Here is a 19,705-nt window from a genome sequence, read left to right on the forward strand (position 1 = left end):
TCGTCATGGCAGATCATCGGAAAGTGCAAGGCATCGAGCTCTACGACAGCCCGGCAGGCGGCTGGGGCGCGCTCAACGCCACCGCGCGCGCCGTGCGGCAGCAAATGGACGCCTTCAAGGCGCCGCTCACGCTCTTGCGCACCAATCAGCCCGACGGCTTCGACTGCCCCGGCTGCGCGTGGCCGGATAAGGAGCATCGCTCGACATTCCAGTTCTGCGAGAACGGCGCCAAGGCCGTGACTTGGGAAGCCACCAAGAAGCGCGTCCCGCCTGAATTCTTGCCAGACACACCGTCACGTCTTTGCTCGAATGGTCCGACTACGACCTCGAAAACGAAGGCCGCCTGACGCATCCGATGGCCTACAACAAGACCACGGACAAATACGAGGCCATCGAATGGGACGCCGCGTTCAAGCGCATCGGCGAAGTCATGCGTTCGCTCGCCTCGCCGGATGAAGCCGAGTTCTACACGTCGGGGCGCGCATCGAACGAAGCCACCTTTCTGTATCAGCTTTTCGCACGCGAATATGGCAGCAACAACTTCCCCGACTGCTCGAACATGTGCCACGAAGCGACGAGCGTCGGCTTGCCGCAATCGATCGGCATCGGCAAGGGAACGGTCTCGCTCGAAGACTTCGATCATTGCGAACTGCTCATCGCGATGGGACACAATCCCGGCACGAACCATCCTCGCATGATGGGTACGCTGTGGGAAATGGCGCGGCGCGGCGTGCCCATCATCGTGTTCAATCCGTTGCGCGAGCGCGCGCTGGAACGTTTCGCCGATCCTCAAGACGCCGTCGAAATGGCCACCATGCGTTCGACGAACATCGCCTCTTCGTACTATCAGGTGAAAGTGGGCGGAGATGCGGCGGCGCTCAAGGGCATTCAGAAGGCGATCATCGCGCTCGACGACGCCGTCGATGCCGATGGCACCGTCATCGACCATGAGTTCATCCAAGGCCACACGAACGGCTACGAAGCCTTCGTCGCCGATCTGCACGCCACCGAATGGGCCGATATCGAGAAAGCCAGCGGCCTCACGCGCGACGAACTCGAACTCGTCGCGCGCGCCTACGTGAAGTCGAACGCGACCATCGTCACGTATGGCATGGGAATTACGCAGCACAGCAAGGGCACGGCCAACGTGCATCAGATCGCCAATCTGCTGTTCATGCGCGGCAACTTCGGCAAGCCGGGCGCGGGCATCTGTCCGTTGCGCGGACATTCGAACGTGCAGGGCAATCGCACGGTCGGCATCACTGAAAAGCCGCCCGCCGACATGCTCACGCGCATGGAAGCGACTTACGGCTTCGTGCCGCCCAAGGCGCATGGGCACGACGCCGTGCGCGCCATTCAGGCCATTCTCGATGGCAAATCGAAGGCGCTGTTTTGTCTGGGCGGCAATTTCTCGGTCGCTCTGCCCGACTCGACCAAATGCTTCGCCGCCATGCGCAAGCTCGATCTCGCCGTGCACATAAACACCAAGCTCAATCGCAATCACCTTCTCACGGGCAAGGAATCGTTCATCTTCCCTTGTCTCGGGCGCACGGAGATGGACGAGCAGGCGAGCGGCGCGCAAGCCGTGACCGTCGAGGATTCGATGTCGATGGTGCATGCCTCGCGCGGCAAGCTGCCGCCCGCGTCGCCTTCGTTGCGCTCGGAGCCTGCGATCATCGCGGGCATTGCGCAGGCGACGCTCTTGCATAGCAAAGTGCGCTGGCTCGACATGATTGCCGACTACGACCGCATCCGCGATGGCATCGAAGCCGTATTCTCAGGCTTCGAGCGCTTCAACGAGCGGATTCGCATACCGGGCGGTTTCCGCCTGCCCTTGCCGCCGACTGAACGCGTGTGGACGACGCCATCGGGCAAAGCGGAGTTCATCACGTTTGGCGGACTGAACGAAGAGAACGCGCTCGAAGCCGACGACGTGCTCAAGCTCACGACCTTGCGCAGCCACGACCAATACAACACGACGATCTACGGACTCGACGACCGCTATCGCGGCGTGTTCGGCCGTCGCGATGTGATCTTCATGAACGAAGCGGACATGGCCGTGCAGCAACTCGAACATGGAGATGTCGTCGATGTCGAAACGGCCCTGCCTGGCCATGCCAACGATGGCACGCAGAAGCTCGCGGGCTTCACGGTCATCGCGTACAAGATCGCTCGCGGCTCCATCGGGGCTTATTATCCCGAGGCGAACGTGCTGGTGCCGCTCGACTACATCGACAAGGAAAGCGGCACACCATCGTACAAGTCGGTGCCTGTGCGCATAGCGAAAGCAGCGGCCGCCTAATCCGATGCCTGCGTCCCGAAGCCCGCCGACAAGCCGCTCGCCCGCAGCACGCGCGCCTGCACCGCGCTCTCGACGACACTCTTGCCGCCCGCGCTCGCGATCGTGAGAAAACGCCGCGCCCGAGTAATGCCGGTATAGACCAGCTCGCGCGTCAGCACGGGGCTCAAGCGCTCGGGCAGCACGAGCGCCGCATGCGTGAACTCGGAGCCTTGCGACTTGTGCACCGTGAGCGCGAAGACGGTCTCCACGGCTTGCAGACGGCTTGGCAGCACCCAGCGAATGCGTTCGCTGCCATCGCCCGCGGCGAAGGCTACGCGCAGGCTCCAGGTGCCATCGTGCACCGGCAAGGCAAGCGTGATGCCGATATCGCCGTTCATGAGCCCAAGCTCGTAATCGTTGCGCGTCACGAGCACCGGGCGGCCGAGATACCACTCCGCGTTCGCGGCAATCAAGCCTTCCTCGTGCAGCATGCGTGCAATGCGCTTGTTCAGCCCTTCCACGCCCCACGCGCCGCGACGCAGCGCGCACAGCAACTGAAACGCGTCGTGAGCGTGAAGCACCGCGCGCGCCCATGCGTCGAAGGCGGCGGCGGCGGCGTCGTGGGCGGGCTGCCGCTCGCGCATCGTTTGCAGATAATGCCGATAACCCTGACGCTCCGATACTTCGCTGGCGTGCCCCGCCGTGCCTTCCACGGCGAGCGCCTTCAGCACCGCGTCGCTATCCGGCGGACATTCGACGAAGGCGAGATCGTCGTGGCCATGCGACCAGACTTTCTGGACTTCGAGCGCATCGCCCTTGTTGACCGCATCGGCGAGTTGCCCGATACCGCTCGCCGCCGAGAAGCGATGACTCACCCGCAGCATCGCGATGGACTGGTCGAGCGCGCTGCCGTTCGCATCGATGTATTCGCCGTCTAAATGCTCGCCCGTCGCCGCTTCGATCCACGCTTGCGTTGCGGGCGTGTAATGCGCCTTCGATGCGCGTCTGCACAATTCGCCGAGTACCGCGCCCGCTTCGACGGACGCAAGCTGGTCCTTGTCGCCGAGCAGGATCAGGCGCGCGTCCGGCGGCAGCGCGGCGAGCACGGCGTTCATCATCTCCAGATCGACCATGGAGGCTTCGTCGATCACGAGGACATCGAGCGACAGCAAATTCTCCGCATGATGCCGAAAGCGCCGCGAATCCGGCACCGTTCCGAGCAAGCGATGCAACGTGGTCACGGCGACGGGGATCGCCGCGCGGATGTCGGCGCCGTTCGCGAAGGCATCGAGCGGCAGTCGCGCGACCGCGCCCGCGATCGATTCGTTCAGACGCGCGGCGGCCTTCCCCGTTGGTGCGGCGAGGCGAATGCGCAACGCGCGCGCGTCGCCGCCCGTGGCAAGCGCCTGTGCCTGCAATAACGCCAGTAGCTTGACGACGGTCGTGGTCTTGCCCGTGCCCGGCCCGCCCGTCACGATGCTGAAGGCGCTTTTGGCGGCGAGCGCGCAGGCGATCTTCTGCCAGTCGGTCGCCGCCGATGCGGAGGAAAACAGCGTGTCGAGCGCGGCGCGCAACGCGGCTGCATCGGGCGCGTTCGCGGAGGCATCGAGCCGTTTCCGAATGGCGCGGCACACGTCCTGTTCGTAGCGCCAGTAGCGCCGCAGATAAAGCCGCGTGCCGGTGAACACGAGCGGCGTCGCACCCGCGCCATGGCCGACGAGCGCGGCATGCGTCAGCGCTTCCTGCCAGCGCGCGAGTGTCACGCCTTCGAGCACTTTGGATGGCAGCAGGTCTTTTTCCTCGTCGTCGCTCGCGTCCGGGTCGAGATGGCCATCGGGCGGCAACGAGAGCACGAAGCCGGGATCGGCCAGCGTCGCGACGAGATCGAGGCAGGCGTGTCCGCGTCCGAGTTGATGGCTCGCCAAAGCCGCCGCGAGGATCAGCAGACCGTGCGCGTCGGCGGCTTCGCGGGCGAGGAAACGGGCGAATGCGGCATCGACTTCACGCAGCCATCCACGCTTTACCCAGGCATCGAGCAGATGCGCGGTGTCTTCGGTCGTATCGAAGACGGATTGCGTGGGTTCGCTCTCTTCGAAGGAAAATTCGGCTTGCGTGCCGGACGGCAAAAGGCTCATTCCCACTCCGTTTCTGCGATGACAGCGCGGGCCTCGCCCATGAACAACGCGTCGAGTTGCTCGATCAGCGCGCGTGGCGGACGTTCGGCGTAGAGACCTTGAGTCGGGGCGTCGAGGCCGCGCACGAAGAGATAAACCGCGCCGCCGATATGCTCGTCGTAGTCGTAATCCGGCTGACGCGCCTTGAGCAGCCGATGCAACGCAAGCGTGTAAAGCACGAACTGCAGGTCGTACCGCGAGCGCAGCATCTGCGCGCGAATGCGCTCGGTCGTGTAGGCCGAATCGTCCGAACCGAGCCAGTTCGACTTATAGTCCGCCACGTAATAGCGCCCTTCGTGCTCGAACACGAGGTCCATGAAGCCCTTCAGCATGCCGTTGAGTTGCGCGTGTTCGAGCGTGGGCCGCGCGGCGCCGCCGGCCGTATGCGCGCACACGAGCCGGTCGACGGCGGTCGTGTCGACGTGCCGCGCCTCGAACCAGAACTCCATTTCGGCGAGCGACGTGTCGAGGTCCGCCAGCGCAATGGCAGTCGCCCGCATGCCGTGCGCGGCCTTCACGACGAAACGCGTCGATACGATCTTCAAGATCCACGCGGTGAGCGGCGCGATCCAGCGCTCCCAGCCACGCACGGCGCAGCGCCGCGCGACGAGTTCGCGTAACGCGGCGGGGTCGTCGGCGGTGTGTTGGAAGCCTTGTTGCGCGGCCCATTCCAGCAAGTCGTGCAAGAAGCTGCCTTGCTCGGAGCCACGCGGAAAGTCATGCAGCGTGCGTCCGGACGATGACACCGCGCGCGGTGCATCGGCGTCTTCTTCCTGCGACGCTTCGCTTTGCGCATCGCGCGTTTCGATGAAGACGTCTTCGACCGGCGTATCCGGCGCGGCATGCGTGCCGCTCGACGTCTTGAGACTCGAATAGCTCGCAATCCACCAGGCTTCGCGCACCACGCGCACCGACTTGCGGGCGTCGCTGGCGAGCGCGGTTTCGGCACGCGCGGCAAGGCGCTCGGCGCGAGCCTCGGGCGCGGGCAAAACCGCGATATTCGCCGATGCCCCGAACACATCGCTCAGCCGGTCGAATAATTCGGCCGGGACGACAGGCTCCCGCCCGCCCGTCAAATAACCGATGGCGCTGCGTTCGAGCGCTTCGAGCGGCGCCATGCCGATCCACGTCGCATAGCGCGCGCGCGTCAGCGCCACGTATAACTTGCGCAGGTCTTCCCCGAGGCGTTCGTCGTCGGCCTTGACGAGGATGTCTTCGTCGCCGTCGAGCGTAACGTTGAGCTCGCCGGTTTCATCGTGCCATTTCAAGGGTAGATCCTTCGGCGTCACCGCACGATGCGCGCACGCAAAAGGCAGAAACACGAGCGGATACTCCAGCCCCTTCGATTTGTGGATGGTCACCACCTTGACGAGATCGCCGTCGCTTTCCAGACGCATCTGGCGCGCATCGCCGCCGCTGCCTTCGAGCGCCGCCTCGTGTTCTTCCACCAGATGCCGGATCAACCCGTGCTCGCCTTCGATCAGCACGCTTGCCTGTTGCAGCAGTTCGGCCAGATGCAGCAGGTCGGTCAGCACGCGCTCGCCGTTGCCGGCTTGCAGTTCGAAAAGACGCGCGGGCACGTCGAAGTCGTTGAGAAGGCGCCGCAGCATCGGCAAGACGCCCTGACGCCGCCAGCTTTCGCGATAGCCGCGAAATTGCAGCACGCACGCTTCCCATTGCGTTTCGTTGCTGAAGAGCGCGTCGAGTTCGCCGAAGTCGAGTCCGAGCGTCGGCGTGGAAAGCGCGGCGCGCACGAGCCGTCCGTCTTCCGGTTCCGCGCAGGCGGCAAGCCAATGCACGAGTTCGCCCGCCTGGTCACTCGCGAATACCGAGTCCTTGTCCGACAGATACACCGAACGCACGCCGCGCGCGCGCAACTCCCGCCGGATGGCTTCGGCTTCGGTGCGGTTGTTGACGAGCACGGCGAGATCGGCGGGAGAGAGCGAACGGCGGCCACGCGATCCCTCGAAGCCCGCTTCGCCGCGCTGCCCAAGGTTGAGCAAACGCACGATTTCGCTTGCGCAGCCCGGCGCCATCCGCTGAATGTAGGCGGTCTTGCTCGTCGGCTTGCCGTCGTCGCTGGGCGGCAGGCACCAGACGGTGAGCGCGCGTGGCGTTTCGCCATCGATGACGAACGCATCGTCGCGGCCTTGCGCGCTCACGTTGATGAACGGCACCGGGTTGTCGTCGCCGCTGCGAAACAGGAACGCGCCTTCGCCATCCGCGCGCGCTTCGGCCATGTCGAAGCAATGGTTGGCGGCATCGACCATGGCGGCCGTCGAGCGGAAGTTCTTCGCGAGCGTGAAGAGTTGCGTGCCCGGCGCACGGCGCGCGGCGAGGTACGTGTAGATGTCCGCGCCGCGGAAAGCGTAGATGGCCTGCTTCGGGTCGCCGATCATGATGAGCGCCTGTCCCGCGTCTTGCGCGTGATAGACGGCATCGAAGATACGGTACTGGACGGGATCGGTATCCTGGAACTCGTCGATCAGCGCGACCGGAAACTGATGACGAATGACTTCGGCTAGACGCGCGCCGTTCGCGCCATGCAACGCGGCATCGAGCCGCGCGAGCAGATCGTCGAAGCCCATTTGCGCGCGCCGTGCCTGTTCGCCCGCAAAGCGTTCCGCGACCCAACGCGCCGCGTGCGTGAGAATCTCGGTGCGGCTCGCTTCGAGTGCGATGAGATCGGCCTGCAAGGTCAGCATGGCTTCGAAGGCTTCATGCGACGGCGGCTCGCCTTCGCAATGCTCCGCGAGCGCGGTGGGCGTCAGCCGTGACCACGCGGTGCTCGTCAGATCGGGCATGAGCGCGTGCGGGTCGTGCGCCCATTCGACGAGCGTCCTGAGCCAGCGGTCGCAATCGCTTTTGCCGTAACTGCGCGGCTTGAACCGCTTGGCAAGCCGCGCCTGATCGATCAACTCGCCCATGATCTCGGGCCACGTCTTCCACGGCTCCTTGATCTGCGCGAGACGCAAGGCGCGTGCATCGAGCACATCGGCGGGAGCTTGCGCATCGGGCAAACGCTCGGCTAGGTCAATGAGATTGCGCAGCGTCTTTTGCAACTCGCGCGGACCGGATACCCACGTGGCCACCGTTTCCGCGCGGCGTTCGTCGAGCGGCGCTAAAAACGTGCGCCAGTAATCGCGTACGACTTGCGCCAGCAGATCGCTTTGATCGGTTTCGAGCGTCTGGTCGAAGAGGCTGTCGCTATCGAACGCATGCTCGCGCAGCATGCGGTTGCACCACGCGTGAATGGTCGACACCGCCGCCTCGTCCATCCATTCGGCCGCGAGTTGGAGCCGCCGCGCGCAGGCAGGCCACGCTTCGGGCTCGTATTCTTCGCGCAATGCGTGCAGCAGGTCTTCGTCGCCAAAGTCGAGCGCTTCGATCTCGTTTGCGTCTTGCTGGAAGTAGCGCGCCGCTTCGGTCAGCCGCGCGCGGATACGGTCGCGCAGTTCCTTGGTCGCGGCATCGGTGAAGGTGACGACGAGGATCTCGGGCGGCGTGAGCGGGCGCGCCGCGTCGTTGCCGGGATCGTGGCCGAGCACGAGCCGCACATACAGCATGGCGATGGTGAAAGTCTTGCCCGTGCCCGCGCTCGCCTCGATCAGACTGCGCCCCGCAAGCGGAAAACGCAGTGGATCGAGCGGCTGGACGGTCTGCGAATCGAATGCGTTCATGCCTTGGCAGCCTTCTCTTTCTTGACCACGGTGGAGACGAGCGGGTCGAGCAGATGCTCCGCCAGTTCCACGAATTCGCCGCTTGCCGCGAGCGCGGCGAAGTGGGGATACGCACGCAGCAGCGAGGCATTTTTCTGCACTTCGCCCTTGTTGTAGTCGTCGCCTTCGTACTTGCGGCGCGCGGCGCCGTGCGCTTCGGCGGGCTCGATGCGATGTTTGAAAAGCCACTCGAGCGCGGATTCCAGCGCGAACGGCAGCGGCCGCGTCATGCCGCGCTCCCAGACCTGCAGAAGCGTGGTCATATGCCGCCGCGCCACGCTCGCTTCGAGCGGCGCGAATTCGACGACGCCCTTCTTGCTGACGATCACGGTCGTTACCTCGTGTCCGTCGAGATTCGCCGCGAGGTGTTCCACCCATGCGCCCGTGAGCCTTGCATACCTATACGCCTTGCCCGAAACGAGTTCGCGCGTTTCCATGATGAGGCGTGCCTCGCGGCCATCGGCGTCGGCGCGCCAGTTGCCGAGCCAATCCGCGAGCGCGAGCGTCTGCGTCGCGCCTTCGATCGTGAAGCGCACTTCGCGATCGCGCTCCATAGCCACCGGCCAGCGCTCGACCTCCTTGCGCCACGCTTCGAAGAGCTTGTCCATCGGTTCGAGCAGCTTGCCGCTCGCGATGTCGCCGAAGCCGCCCGTCGCCAGGTCGCCACGGCGGCGGATCATCGCCATGCGGGTTTCGCGGGCTTCTTCCAGCGCGCCTTCTTGCAACGCGCCCGTTTCGTTCAATATCGATGCCTGCGCGCGGATCAGTTCGTCCTGAAGCTTCCAGATGGCGAGCGCATCGAGCTCGAAAGGCTCGTCGTCCTCGCTCGCCATCTGCTCCACTTCGAACGACACGCGCAGACGTTGCCGGAAGAACTGGCGCACCGGATTCTTCAGAAAGTCGGCGAGTTCGCGCAGCGTGAGCGGCTCTTCGCGCACGAGCGGCGCGAGCGTTGCAAGCGGCGTGTCATCGGATTGGGCGTGCCCCGGTCGGCTCGACGCCCGCCATTCGGCCGCATAGGTAAAGAGCGGCGATGCCTCGTCGTCCGCGTTGAAGTAATCCGCGCTGAACGGTTGCAGGCGATGCTCCACGGTCAGCGCATTCACGAGCGATGCGTCTTCGTCGAAGAGACGCCAGCCTTGCGCCAGATGATCGCGCAGTTGCCCGATCAGCACCGAGGGCGGCCGCTCGCTGTTGTCGTTGATGCTGCGCCCGACCCACGAAACATACAGATGGTCGCGCGCCGACAACACCGCTTCGAGCAGCAGATAACGGTCGTCCTCGCGACGCGAGCGGTCGCCCGGCCGGTAGTAGCCGCGCATCAGGTCGAAGTCCATCGGCACGCGCGCGCGCGGATAGTCGCCGTCGTTCATGCCGAGCAGGCAGACGTGACGGAACGGAATGGCGCGCATCGGCATGAGGGTCGCGAAGGTCACCGCACCCGCGAAGAAGCGCTGCGACAGCGCGCCCTGGTCGAGTTGCGAAAGCCAGTAGTCGCCGACGACGGAAAGCGGCAATTCATCGTCGAGGCCCGCTTCGTTGCAGGTGTCGAGCCAGTCCTGCAGCACGTTGTCGAGACGCGCGAACGTGTAGGCGTCTTCGGCGTCGTCGCTCTCGAAGAACGCGACGCGCAGCGCGCGCAGGCGTTCGCACCAGACAGGCACGGTGGCCGGCTCGCGCAGACTGCGCCAGGTGTGATCGAGCGCATCCAGAAGGCGCACGAGCGGCCCGAGCAACGCGGCATCAAGGCCGCCGACTTCGCCGAACGGTTCGATGTCGTTCCACGCTTGCGCATCGCTACCGACGGCGTAGCCGAGCAGCATGCGGCGCAACCCGAACGCCCACGTATGCGGCGCGGCGCTTGCCTGATCGCGCGGCAAGCCGAGACTCGCGCGCTGTTCGGCATGCAGACCCCAGCGCACGTTGGCGCCGCGAATCCACGAACGCAGACGCGGCAAATCGCTTTCCTCCATGCCGAACCGGCGGCGCAACGCGGGCACGTCGAGCAGATCGAGCAGATCGCTCACCGCGAAGCGCGATTGCGGCAGGCCGAGCAACGCCTCGAGCGCGCCGAGCAGCGGATCGGCGGCGCGCTGTCCGCGATCGGCCACGCTGAATGGAATGTAGCGCGGATCGCTGCGCTCGAAGAGACCGAACACCGCCTGAATATGCGGCGCGTAGGTTTCGATATCCGGCACCATCACGATGATGTCGCGCGGCCTCAATTGCGGGTCCGCATTGAACGCGGCGAGCAACTGATCGTGCAGGATCTCGACCTCGCGCTGCGGGCTATGCGCGATATGAAAGCGTATCGACGTATCGAACTCCGGGTCTACTTCGGGCCAGTGGTCGCGGCTTTCCCGCACCGGCCGAAGGTCGCGGATATCGTCCTGCAACTGCTGCAGCATGGTGTCGGCTTCGCGCTCTTCGAAGAGATCGATACGCTGCCCGATACTCGCGAATTGCGGGCTATAGCTCTCGCGCGCCTCGGCGCTGTCGAATTCGTCCAGCAAGCCGATGAAGTCGCGTCCCTGCTTGCCCCACGACGCAAGCAGCGGATGCGCATGCAGATGCAACTGTTCCGGCTGCAATTCGGCGGGCGCGCCTTCGCGACGCGTCTGCCGCGCGTGCGAGGCGCGCAGCAACTCCTTGTCGGGCACGATGTCGGCCCAGTAATGCGCGCACGGATTCGGCACGCACATGAGCACCTGCGACCAGCGCGACAACGCCGCCAGCGCTTCCAAGGACTGACGCGGCAGACTCGATATGCCGAACACCACGATGCGGCGCGGCAGGCCCGCCGGCCGCTTGCCTTCCGGCCAGCTCGATGCGCGCTGCATGAAGGCCTCGTGGACCGCCGCGCGGCCGCCGAGCGACGAGATTTCGTTGGGATTGTCCTGCGGGCTTTGTTCGACATCGCCTAGCAGCGCGCGCCAGAGCGCCGCCTGCCAGCGCTGTTCGGCGGGTAGCGCATGCGCCTGCCCGCGCGCGTCGATCACGACATCCTCGCCCGAGGCCCACTTCGCGAGCCAGTCCGCGCGATACATCTGATACTGATCGAACAGATCGGCAATGCGCTCGGCCAGTTGAAAGCGCTTGCGGCGATCGTCGTCATGACGGATGAAGCGCCGCAGCGGTTCGAATTCCTCGCGCCCGACGAGCGCGGGCACCACGCGCATGAGCCGCCAGACGACGCGCGCCTTGTCGAACGGCGAGACTTCCGCGACCGCGTCCGCGCCCAGCACCGCGCGATACGCTTGCCAAATGAAGCGCGAAGGCAGGCTGATATCGAGCGCGGCGGCGATACCGCAACCGCCCTCGCCGCTCGCGGCATCGACATGCGCGGCGAGCGCCAGCTTGAGCCACTGCGCGATACCGTTGCTTTGCACGAGGATAATCTCGTTTTCCAGCGGGGCGAGCGGATAGCGCTTCATCCACTCGACGAGCAGATCGCGCAGCCGCTCGGAGCGGTTGCCGTGGATGAGCATGAGCCCCGGCGACAGCGAATTCGGCTTCAAAAAAGGCTCCGTGAAGAGTTCGACGGCGACAAGACATCGATTCTAAGCGACGCAGCCAGCGGCCCGCGCGCATGGGTAACCTACAAACCGTCGTCACGCGGCTTGCGCCCGCACAGCGCGGGCGCGTCGCTTAACCGTTATGCTTGCAAAAAAGAACGCTGTGACAACGGAGACGACATCTCATGCTGACAATATGGGGCCGGGCCAACTCGGTCAACGTACACAAAGTGCTCTGGTGCTGCGACGAACTCGGGCTCGCTTACGAGCGCATCGACGCGGGGCTGCAATTCGGGCGCAACAACGAACCCGACTATCTCGCGATGAATCCGACCGGCCGCGTCCCCACGCTGGTCGACGACGACTTCGTGTTGTGGGAATCGAATTCCATCATTCGCTATCTCGCGATGCAGTACGGGCAGAATCAGGCGCTCTATCCGGCGGACCCGAAGGTGCGAGCGAGCGTGGACCGCTGGCTGGACTGGGCGCTTTCCACGCTGCAACCCGCCGAGCGGCCCGTTTTCTGGGGCTATGTGCGCACGCCCGCAGCCGAGCGCGACCCCGCCCAACTCGATACCGCCGCGCGCGAAGTCGAGAAACTCTGGCGCATGGTCGACGCGCATCTCGAAGGGCGCGAGTATTTCGAAGGCAGTACCTTCACACTCGCGGATATCGTCATCGCGGCGTATGCGCGGCGCTGGTTCGGAATCGCGGAACTTGCGCGTCCGACGCTGCCGGAGCTCGAACGCTGGTATGGACAACAGGCTTCGCGCGACGGCTTCCGGCGCCATGTCTCGGCGCCGCTGACCTGAACTTCCACCCGGCATTGAAGCATCGACATGACTATCGAACTGCATACCTGGAATACGCCCAACGGACGCAAGATCAGCGTCGCGCTGGAAGAAATGCAACTGCCCTACTCCGTGAAAACGGTGAACATCTCGAAGGGCGAGCAACACGCGCCGGCTTTTTTGCGCATCAGCCCGAACAACCGGATTCCGGCGATTATCGATCCCGACGGCCCGGACGGACAGCCGATCAGCGTGTTCGAATCCGGCGCGATTCTGCTTTACCTCGGCGAGAAGACGGGCCGGTTCTTGCCCGCGAGTCTGCGCGATCGCGTACCGGTGCTCGAATGGCTCATGTGGCAAATGGGCGGCTTCGGACCCATGCCGGGACAAGTGCATCATTTTCGCGCCGTGGAAGCGGAAGCCGACCGGCGCTATGGCCTCAAACGCTATTCGGACGAAACGCGCCGGCTCTACGGCGTGCTCGACAGGCGGCTCGCGCAAGTAGAATTCGTCGCGGGCGCGTTGTCGGTGGCGGATTTCGCCATTCTTGGCTGGGCGTGGCGGCACGAGCGTCATCAGGTTTCCCTCGACGACTATCCGAACGTCAAGCGCTGGTACGACACGCTATTCGCGCGCGAAGGCGTGAAGCGCGGCTTCGAGATCAAGCTCGACGACAATTAAGGCACATGTAATATTGGGAGCCTCGAGCAGAATAAAACAGCACGCCGCCACGGAGGAGACGACCATGACAGCCGGCCACTACGACGAAGGGCTTCCCAAGACCGCCGCCAACTACGCGGTGCTCACGCCGCTGATGTTCATCGAGCGCGCCGCGACGGTGTATCCGACGCGGCCGGCCGTCGTGCATGGCGACGTGCGCCGCAACTGGAGCGAGACTTACGCGCGCACGCGGCGGCTTGCATCGGCGCTGAGTTCGCGTGGCATCGGCTTGGGCGATACGGTCGCCGCCATGCTGCCGAACACGCCCGAAATGGTCGAAGCGCACTTTGGCGTGCCAATGACGGGCGCCGTGCTCAACACGCTGAACACGCGGCTCGATGCAGCGACGCTTGCCTTCATGCTCACGCATGGCGAGGCAAAAGCAGTGATCGTCGATCGCGAGTTTTCCGGCGTGATGCGCGAGGCGCTGAAAAGCGTGCCGCAACCCGTGCTCGTCATCGACGTGAACGATCCGCAGTACACCGGCGCGGGAGAAAGCATCGGCGAGATCGATTACGACAGCCTGCTGGCAAGCGGCGACCCCGCCTGCGAATGGTCGCCGCCATCGGACGAATGGAACGCCATCTGCCTGAATTACACCTCGGGCACGACGGGCAATCCGAAGGGCGTGGTCTATCACCATCGCGGCGCCTACACCAACGCGCTCAGCAATATCCTCGAATGGGACATGCCGAAGCACGCGGTGTACTTGTGGACGCTGCCCATGTTCCATTGCAACGGCTGGTGTTTTCCGTGGACGGTCGCGGCGCGCGCGGGCGTGAACGTGTGTCTGCGCCGTATCGATGCAAAGACGGTCTTCGATCTCATTCGCCGCGAAGGCGTCACGCATTATTGCGGCGCGCCGATCGTGCAGAACCTGCTCGTGAATGCGCCCGACGAACTGAAGACGGGCATCGCGCACAAGGTCCACGCCATGGTCGCGGGGGCCGCGCCGCCCGCCGCGATGATCGAAGGCATGGAGCGCCTGGGCTTCGAACTCACGCATGTCTACGGGCTCACCGAAGTCTACGGTCCCGCGACCGTCTGCGCGCGGCAGGCTGAGTGGAGCGAACTCGACATCGGCGAGCGTGCGCGGCTCAATGCACGGCAAGGCGTGCGCTACCACTTGCAGGATGCGGTGAGCGTGCGCGACTCCCTCACCATGGAGCCCGTTCCCGCGGATGGCGAGACCATCGGCGAGATCATGTTTCGCGGCAACATCGCGATGAAGGGTTATCTGAAGAACGTGCCCGCCACCGAGGAAGCGTTTCGCGGCGGCTGGTTCCATACGGGCGATCTGGCGGTCGCTTATCCGGATGGCTACGTGCGTATCAAGGACCGCAGCAAGGACATCATCATCTCCGGCGGCGAGAACATATCGAGCATCGAAGTGGAAGACGTGTTGTACCGGCATCCGGCGGTGCTGGCGGCCGCCGTCGTTGCGAAGCCCGATGCGCGCTGGGGTGAAACGCCTTGCGCGTTCGTCGAATTGAAGGCGGGCGCCGAGGTCGGCGCGGAAGAACTGATCGCGCATTGCAGGAAGCATCTGGCGGGCTTCAAGGTGCCGCGCGCCATCGAATTCTGCGAGTTGCCGAAGACATCGACCGGCAAGATACAGAAGTTCGAGTTGCGCAAGCGCGCGGGCTCGGTTGCGGCAATCGACGTTTGATGGAGACAACGCGATGAACGAAGCGCTCGTGACGTCCGAACCCGATGCCTACGGCGTCGAAGGCGCGGTCAGGCTCACGCTGAACCGGCCCGAAGCGTTCAACGCGCTTTCCGAAGCCATGCTCGATGCACTCGAACGCGAGTTGCAGGACATCGCGCAATCGCAGGCGCGCGTGGTCGTGCTTGGCGGCGCGGGCCGTGCGTTCTGCGCCGGGCACGACTTGAAGGAGATGCGCGCGGCGCCGTCGCTCGATTACTACCGAGCGCTTTTCGAGCGCTGCTCGCGCATGATGCTGACCATTCAGCAAATGCCGCAGCCGGTAATCGCGCGCGTGCACGGCATTGCAACGGCGGCGGGTTGTCAGCTCGTTGCAATGTGCGATCTCGCGGTGGCATCGAGCGAGGCGCGCTTCGCGGTATCGGGCGTGAATCTGGGGCTATTCTGCGCGACGCCGAGCGTGGCGTTGTCGCGCAACGTGTCGCGCAAGGAAGCGTTCGAAATGCTCGTGACGGGCGATTTCATCGACGCGCACACGGCTCTGGAACGCGGGCTCGTGAATCGGGTTGCCTCACCGGATGCGCTCGATGAAGCGGTAGGCGCGCTTGCAAAGAGCATCGCGAAGAAGCCACGCGCGGCGGTTGCGGCGGGAAAGCGGCTGTTTTACCGGCAGATCGAGACGGGTATCGAAGACGCGTACGCGCTTGCATCCGAGACGATGGCCTGCAACATGATGGACGGCGACGCGCTCGAAGGCACGCAGGCGTTTATCGAAAAACGTCCGGCGCGCTGGAGCAACGAGTAACGCTCAGCCCGCGTGCTCCACGGGATGCTGTTCGAGCCACGCGTTTTCCGCATCGTCGTAAAGCCGGGAGCGCGTGAGAAAGCGCAGACCCGAAGGCCGTTCCAGCGAAAACATGCCGCCGTTGCCCGGCACGCAATCGATGATCAACTGGGTGTGCTGCCAGTACTCGAACTGCGATTCGCTCATGTAGAACGGCACGCCGCCAATCTCGCCGAGCTTTACGTCCGAGCCGCCGACCATGAACTCGTTGGTGGGAAAGCACATCGGTGCGCTGCCGTCGCAGCATCCGCCGGACTGATGAAACAGAATCTCGCCGTGTTCCGCCTTGAGCTTGCCGATCAGTTCGATGGCCGCGGGCGTCGCGATCACGCGCTCTATTACCTGTTCGCTCATGATGTCCCCGTTATTCGTTCGAAGCGGAACCGCCGCGTGAGCGGCGGCCCCGTTTTACAGCCGATGGATCAGAAGAAGCCGAGCGGCTTGTCGCTATAGCTGACGAGCAGGTTCTTCGTCTGCTGATAGTGATCGAGCATCATCTTGTGATTCTCGCGTCCGATACCCGATTGCTTGTAGCCGCCGAACGCCGCGTGCGCCGGATACGCGTGATAGCAGTTGGTCCACACGCGTCCCGCCTGTATGCCACGGCCAAAGCGATACGCACGCGTGCCATCGCGCGTCCACACGCCCGCGCCGAGACCGTACAGCGTGTCGTTGGCGATTTCGAGCGCTTCCTCTTCGTTCTTGAAAGTCGTCACCGAGACCACCGGCCCGAAGATTTCCTCCTGGAAGATGCGCATCTTGTTGTGACCACGGAACACGGTCGGCTTGATGTAGTAGCCTTTTTCGAGCTCGCCGCCCAGCGCGTTACGCTCGCCGCCAGTCAGGCATTCGGCGCCTTCCTGCTTGCCCAGATCGATATACGAGAGAATCTTTTCGAGCTGTTCCTGCGATGCCTGCGCGCCGATCATCGTCTTGCTGTCGAGCGGATGGCCTTGCGTGATCGCTTCCACGCGCTTGAGGGCACGTTCGATGAAGCGGTCGTAGATCGATTCCTCGATCAACACGCGCGACGGGCACGTACACACTTCGCCCTGATTCAGCGCGAACATGGCGAAGCCTTCGAGCGCCTTGTCGAAGAAACTGTCGTCGGCGTTGAGGACATCGGCGAAGAAAATGTTCGGGCTCTTGCCGCCCAGTTCCAGCGTCACCGGAATCAGATTCTGACTCGCGTATTGCATGATGAGCCGGCCCGTGGTCGTCTCGCCCGTGAACGCAATCTTCGAGATGCGCTTGTTCGATGCGAGCGGCTTGCCCGCTTCCAGCCCGAAGCCGTTCACCACGTTGACGATGCCCGGCGGCAGCAGGTCTTCGATCAGTTCGAGCAGAACGAGGATAGATGCCGGCGTCTGCTCGGCGGGCTTGAGCACGACGCAATTGCCCGCTGCGAGCGCGGGCGCGAGCTTCCACACGGCCATCAGAATGGGGAAGTTCCACGGAATGATCTGCCCGACCACGCCTAGCGGCTCGTGGAAGTGATAGGCGACTGTGTCGTCGTCGATCTGCGAGATCGAGCCTTCCTGCGCGCGCACGGCGCTCGCGAAATAGCGGAAGTGATCGATGGCGAGCGGGATGTCGGCCGCCATGGTCTCACGCAACGGCTTGCCGTTATCGATGCTTTCCGCCACCGCGATACGCTGCAGATTCGCTTCCATGCGATCCGCGATCTTCAGGAGCAGGTTCGCGCGCTCGGTCGCCGAAGTCTTGCCCCATGCGGTCTTGGCGGCATGGGCAGCGTCGAGAGCTGCTTCGATATCGGCTTCGCGCGATCGGGGAATCGAGGTGAAGGCCTCACCCGTGATCGGCGAAATATTGTCGAAATACTCTCCCCCCGCGGGCGGCGTCCACTTGCCGCCGATGAAGTTTCCATACTGCTTCTTGTACGGGTAATCGGTACTCAGGAACTGCATCTCCGCATGGTTCATCTGTGTGCTCCTCGCATGTCGACATGGTTGGCCGGCGCAATGTCGATAGCTGTCGCCGGCGGCTTACTTCTGCGAGTTCCGTGCCATTCGGGGTATACGACTAACGACGCTTATGGCGCTTGATGAAGCGCGTGGCGGGTCGCGTAGCGCGTTGTCCATTTTCGGAACACTTTTCGTGCCCTGTAGCGATGCGGCACAACCCGAGTCAGGACAAACGCTTGTGGCACGCGGATTCATATTGCCAAGCGCATCGCTCTTGTCTAACGTCACGTCCATCCTTACTGAATGTTTCCATAAGCCTTGGAGCACATTTTGCGTGGGGTGAATTCAAGTAAAAGCAGAAGCGCGTACATGGCTTATCGATACGCGCAAAGGAGACCACAATGAACAGTACGATCAATCCAAGGCCTGCGCCGCACGGCCCACATGGTTTTTTTTCGAAGGAAGCGACCATCGCGCGGCCCGGCTTCTCACGCTGGATGGTGCCGCCCGCCGCGCTCGCGGTCCACTTGTGTATTGGCCAGGCTTACGCGTTCTCGGTGTTCAACGCGCCGCTCACGCGTGTGATCGGCATTTCGCAGACCGCGCCCGATGACTGGTCGCTCACGACACTCGGCTGGATCTTTTCACTGGCCATCGTGTTCCTGGGACTGTCGGCGGCATTCGCGGGCAAGTGGCTCGAAAAGGTCGGTCCGCGCCGCACCATGTTCACGGCCGCTTGCTGCTTCGGCGGCGGTTTTCTCGTGTCTGCGCTCGGCGTGTCGCTGCATCAGATCTGGCTGCTGTATCTCGGCTATGGCGTGATCGGCGGAATCGGGCTGGGGCTGGGTTATGTATCGCCGGTATCGACGTTGATCCGCTGGTTTCCGGACCGGCGCGGCATGGCAACGGGCATGGCGATCATGGGCTTCGGCGGCGGCGCGATGATCGCGGCGCCCGGCTCGGTCGCCTTGATGAACCACTTCAAGAGCGCGACGAGCGTCGGCGTGACCGAGACCTTCGTCGTGCTCGGCGTGCTGTATTTCATCTCGATGACCATCGGCGCGCTCGCCATTCGCGTCCCGCCCGCCGACTGGAAACCGGCAGGCTGGATCCCGCCCGCGACGTCGAACAAGATGATCACGAAGAGCCACGTGCATATCGATCAAGCGCTCAAGACGCCGCAGTTTTATCTGCTGTGGCTCGTGCTGTTCCTGAACGTGACGGCGGGCATCGGCGTGCTCGGGCAGGCTTCGGTGATGATTCAGGAAAGCTTCAAGACATCGATCACGGCGGGCGCTGCGGCGGGCTTCGTTGGCTTGCTGTCGCTCTTCAACATGGGCGGGCGTTTCGTGTGGGCGTCGGCGTCGGACTGGCTCGGGCGCAAGAACACGTACTTCGTGTTCTTCGCGCTCGGCGCCGTGCTGTACTTTCTCGTGCCGCAGTTCGCGCAGTCAGGGAACATCGCGCTTTTCGTCGCGGCTTACGGCGTGATCCTGTCGATGTACGGCGGCGGATTCGCGACCATTCCGGCGTATCTCGCGGACATGTTCGGCACGGCCTTCGTCGGCGGCATTCACGGACGGCTCTTGACCGCGTGGGCGGCGGCGGGCATTGCGGGACCGGTGCTTGTCAACTACATCCGCGCGTACGAAGTGGCGCATGGTGTCGCGAAAGCAGATGCCTACACGATGACGCTGCACATCATGGCAGTGCTGCTCGTGATCGGCTTTATCTGCAACCTGCTCGTGAAGCGGGTGGATGAAAGCCATCACATGAGAACTGCTGGCTAAGAGGAGAGAGACGATGGATGATCGACAAGCAGGTGCGCCCGCGAACAAGGGCTTGATGCTGGTGTTTTGGCTGTATGTGCTGATTCCGCTCGCGTGGGGGGTGACGAACACGTTGACGCAGGCGGGGAAGTTGTTTCATTGATTGGATTGATTGAGGCGGCGCCGGACGCTTGGTTACGTCGGGCGCGTCGCCTCTCGTCGTGGCTTCGTTCCCTCAATGCCCCCGCGCCTCAAGCCGTTTCAAACCGCGCCGCGCCAGCGTGCTCATGAACAAGCTTCC

11 protein-coding genes and 1 pseudogene are annotated in these 19,705 nt (G+C 63.9%); 7 read left to right on the top strand and 5 right to left on the bottom strand.

All coding sequences use genetic code 11. The annotated features are described in order from the left end of the window. Positions 1 to 5 precede the first annotated feature (5 nt). A pseudogene (locus P9292_RS04575) lies at positions 6 to 2,302 on the top strand (FdhF/YdeP family oxidoreductase). On the opposite strand, the gene recD reads toward P9292_RS04575, so the two are convergent. Genes recD through recC form a run of 3 tightly spaced genes read right to left on the bottom strand, consistent with a single transcriptional unit; the run spans position 2,299 to position 11,692 of the window. After that, positions 2,299 to 4,416 (bottom strand): exodeoxyribonuclease V subunit alpha, encoded by a 2,118-nt coding sequence (recD, locus tag P9292_RS04580; RefSeq protein WP_309958178.1) that lies wholly within the window; start codon positions 4,414 to 4,416, stop codon positions 2,299 to 2,301. The pseudogene P9292_RS04575 and the gene recD sit on opposite strands and share 4 nt — an antisense overlap. After that, complete coding sequence (recB, locus tag P9292_RS04585; RefSeq protein WP_309958179.1) at positions 4,413 to 8,135, bottom strand: exodeoxyribonuclease V subunit beta; 3,723 nt, start codon at positions 8,133 to 8,135, stop codon at positions 4,413 to 4,415. Before recB ends, recD begins: the two co-directional genes overlap by 4 nt. Continuing rightward, positions 8,132 to 11,692: an exodeoxyribonuclease V subunit gamma gene (recC, locus tag P9292_RS04590; protein WP_309958181.1), complete on the bottom strand. Its 3,561-nt coding sequence runs from the start codon at positions 11,690 to 11,692 to the stop codon at positions 8,132 to 8,134. Before recC ends, recB begins: the two co-directional genes overlap by 4 nt. 182 nt (positions 11,693 to 11,874) lie before the next feature. On the opposite strand from recC, the gene P9292_RS04595 reads away from it, so the two are divergent. The 4 genes from P9292_RS04595 (at position 11,875) to P9292_RS04610 (ending at position 15,671) form a co-directional block, all read left to right on the top strand. Further along, positions 11,875 to 12,501: a glutathione S-transferase family protein gene (locus tag P9292_RS04595; protein WP_309846850.1), complete on the top strand. Its 627-nt coding sequence runs from the start codon at positions 11,875 to 11,877 to the stop codon at positions 12,499 to 12,501. Positions 12,502 to 12,528: 27 nt separating this feature from the next. Continuing rightward, positions 12,529 to 13,161, top strand: coding sequence for a glutathione S-transferase family protein (locus tag P9292_RS04600; protein WP_250469204.1), 633 nt, complete (start codon positions 12,529 to 12,531; stop codon positions 13,159 to 13,161). Between the two features lie 64 nt (positions 13,162 to 13,225). After that, positions 13,226 to 14,869, top strand: a complete 1,644-nt coding sequence (locus tag P9292_RS04605) for an acyl-CoA synthetase (protein ID WP_309958183.1) — start codon at positions 13,226 to 13,228, stop codon at positions 14,867 to 14,869. 13 nt (positions 14,870 to 14,882) lie between these two features. Next, entirely contained in the window at positions 14,883 to 15,671 is a 789-nt protein-coding gene (locus P9292_RS04610) for an enoyl-CoA hydratase (protein WP_309958185.1), read from the top strand. A gap of 3 nt (positions 15,672 to 15,674) precedes the next feature. On the opposite strand, the gene P9292_RS04615 is transcribed toward P9292_RS04610, so the two are convergent. Next, on the bottom strand, positions 15,675 to 16,064 hold the full coding sequence (locus tag P9292_RS04615) for a DUF779 domain-containing protein (protein WP_244830944.1): 390 nt from the start codon (positions 16,062 to 16,064) through the stop codon (positions 15,675 to 15,677). Positions 16,065 to 16,132: 68 nt separating this feature from the next. Continuing rightward, positions 16,133 to 17,653, bottom strand: a complete 1,521-nt coding sequence (adh, locus tag P9292_RS04620; protein ID WP_244830945.1) for an aldehyde dehydrogenase — start codon at positions 17,651 to 17,653, stop codon at positions 16,133 to 16,135. A 383-nt stretch (positions 17,654 to 18,036) separates the two neighbouring features. Between adh and P9292_RS04625 the strand changes: the two genes are divergently transcribed. Beyond that, a complete protein-coding gene (locus P9292_RS04625; RefSeq protein WP_309958187.1) occupies positions 18,037 to 19,425 on the top strand; it encodes an OFA family MFS transporter in 1,389 nt (462 codons plus the stop codon). A 13-nt stretch (positions 19,426 to 19,438) separates the two neighbouring features. Beyond that, positions 19,439 to 19,567: an oxalate:formate antiporter gene (locus P9292_RS04630; protein ID WP_244830947.1), complete on the top strand. Its 129-nt coding sequence runs from the start codon at positions 19,439 to 19,441 to the stop codon at positions 19,565 to 19,567. Positions 19,568 to 19,705: the final 138 nt, after the last annotated feature.

The sequence above is a fragment of the Caballeronia sp. LZ001 genome, assembly GCF_031450875.1.
In the GTDB taxonomy this organism is placed as follows: domain Bacteria; phylum Pseudomonadota; class Gammaproteobacteria; order Burkholderiales; family Burkholderiaceae; genus Caballeronia.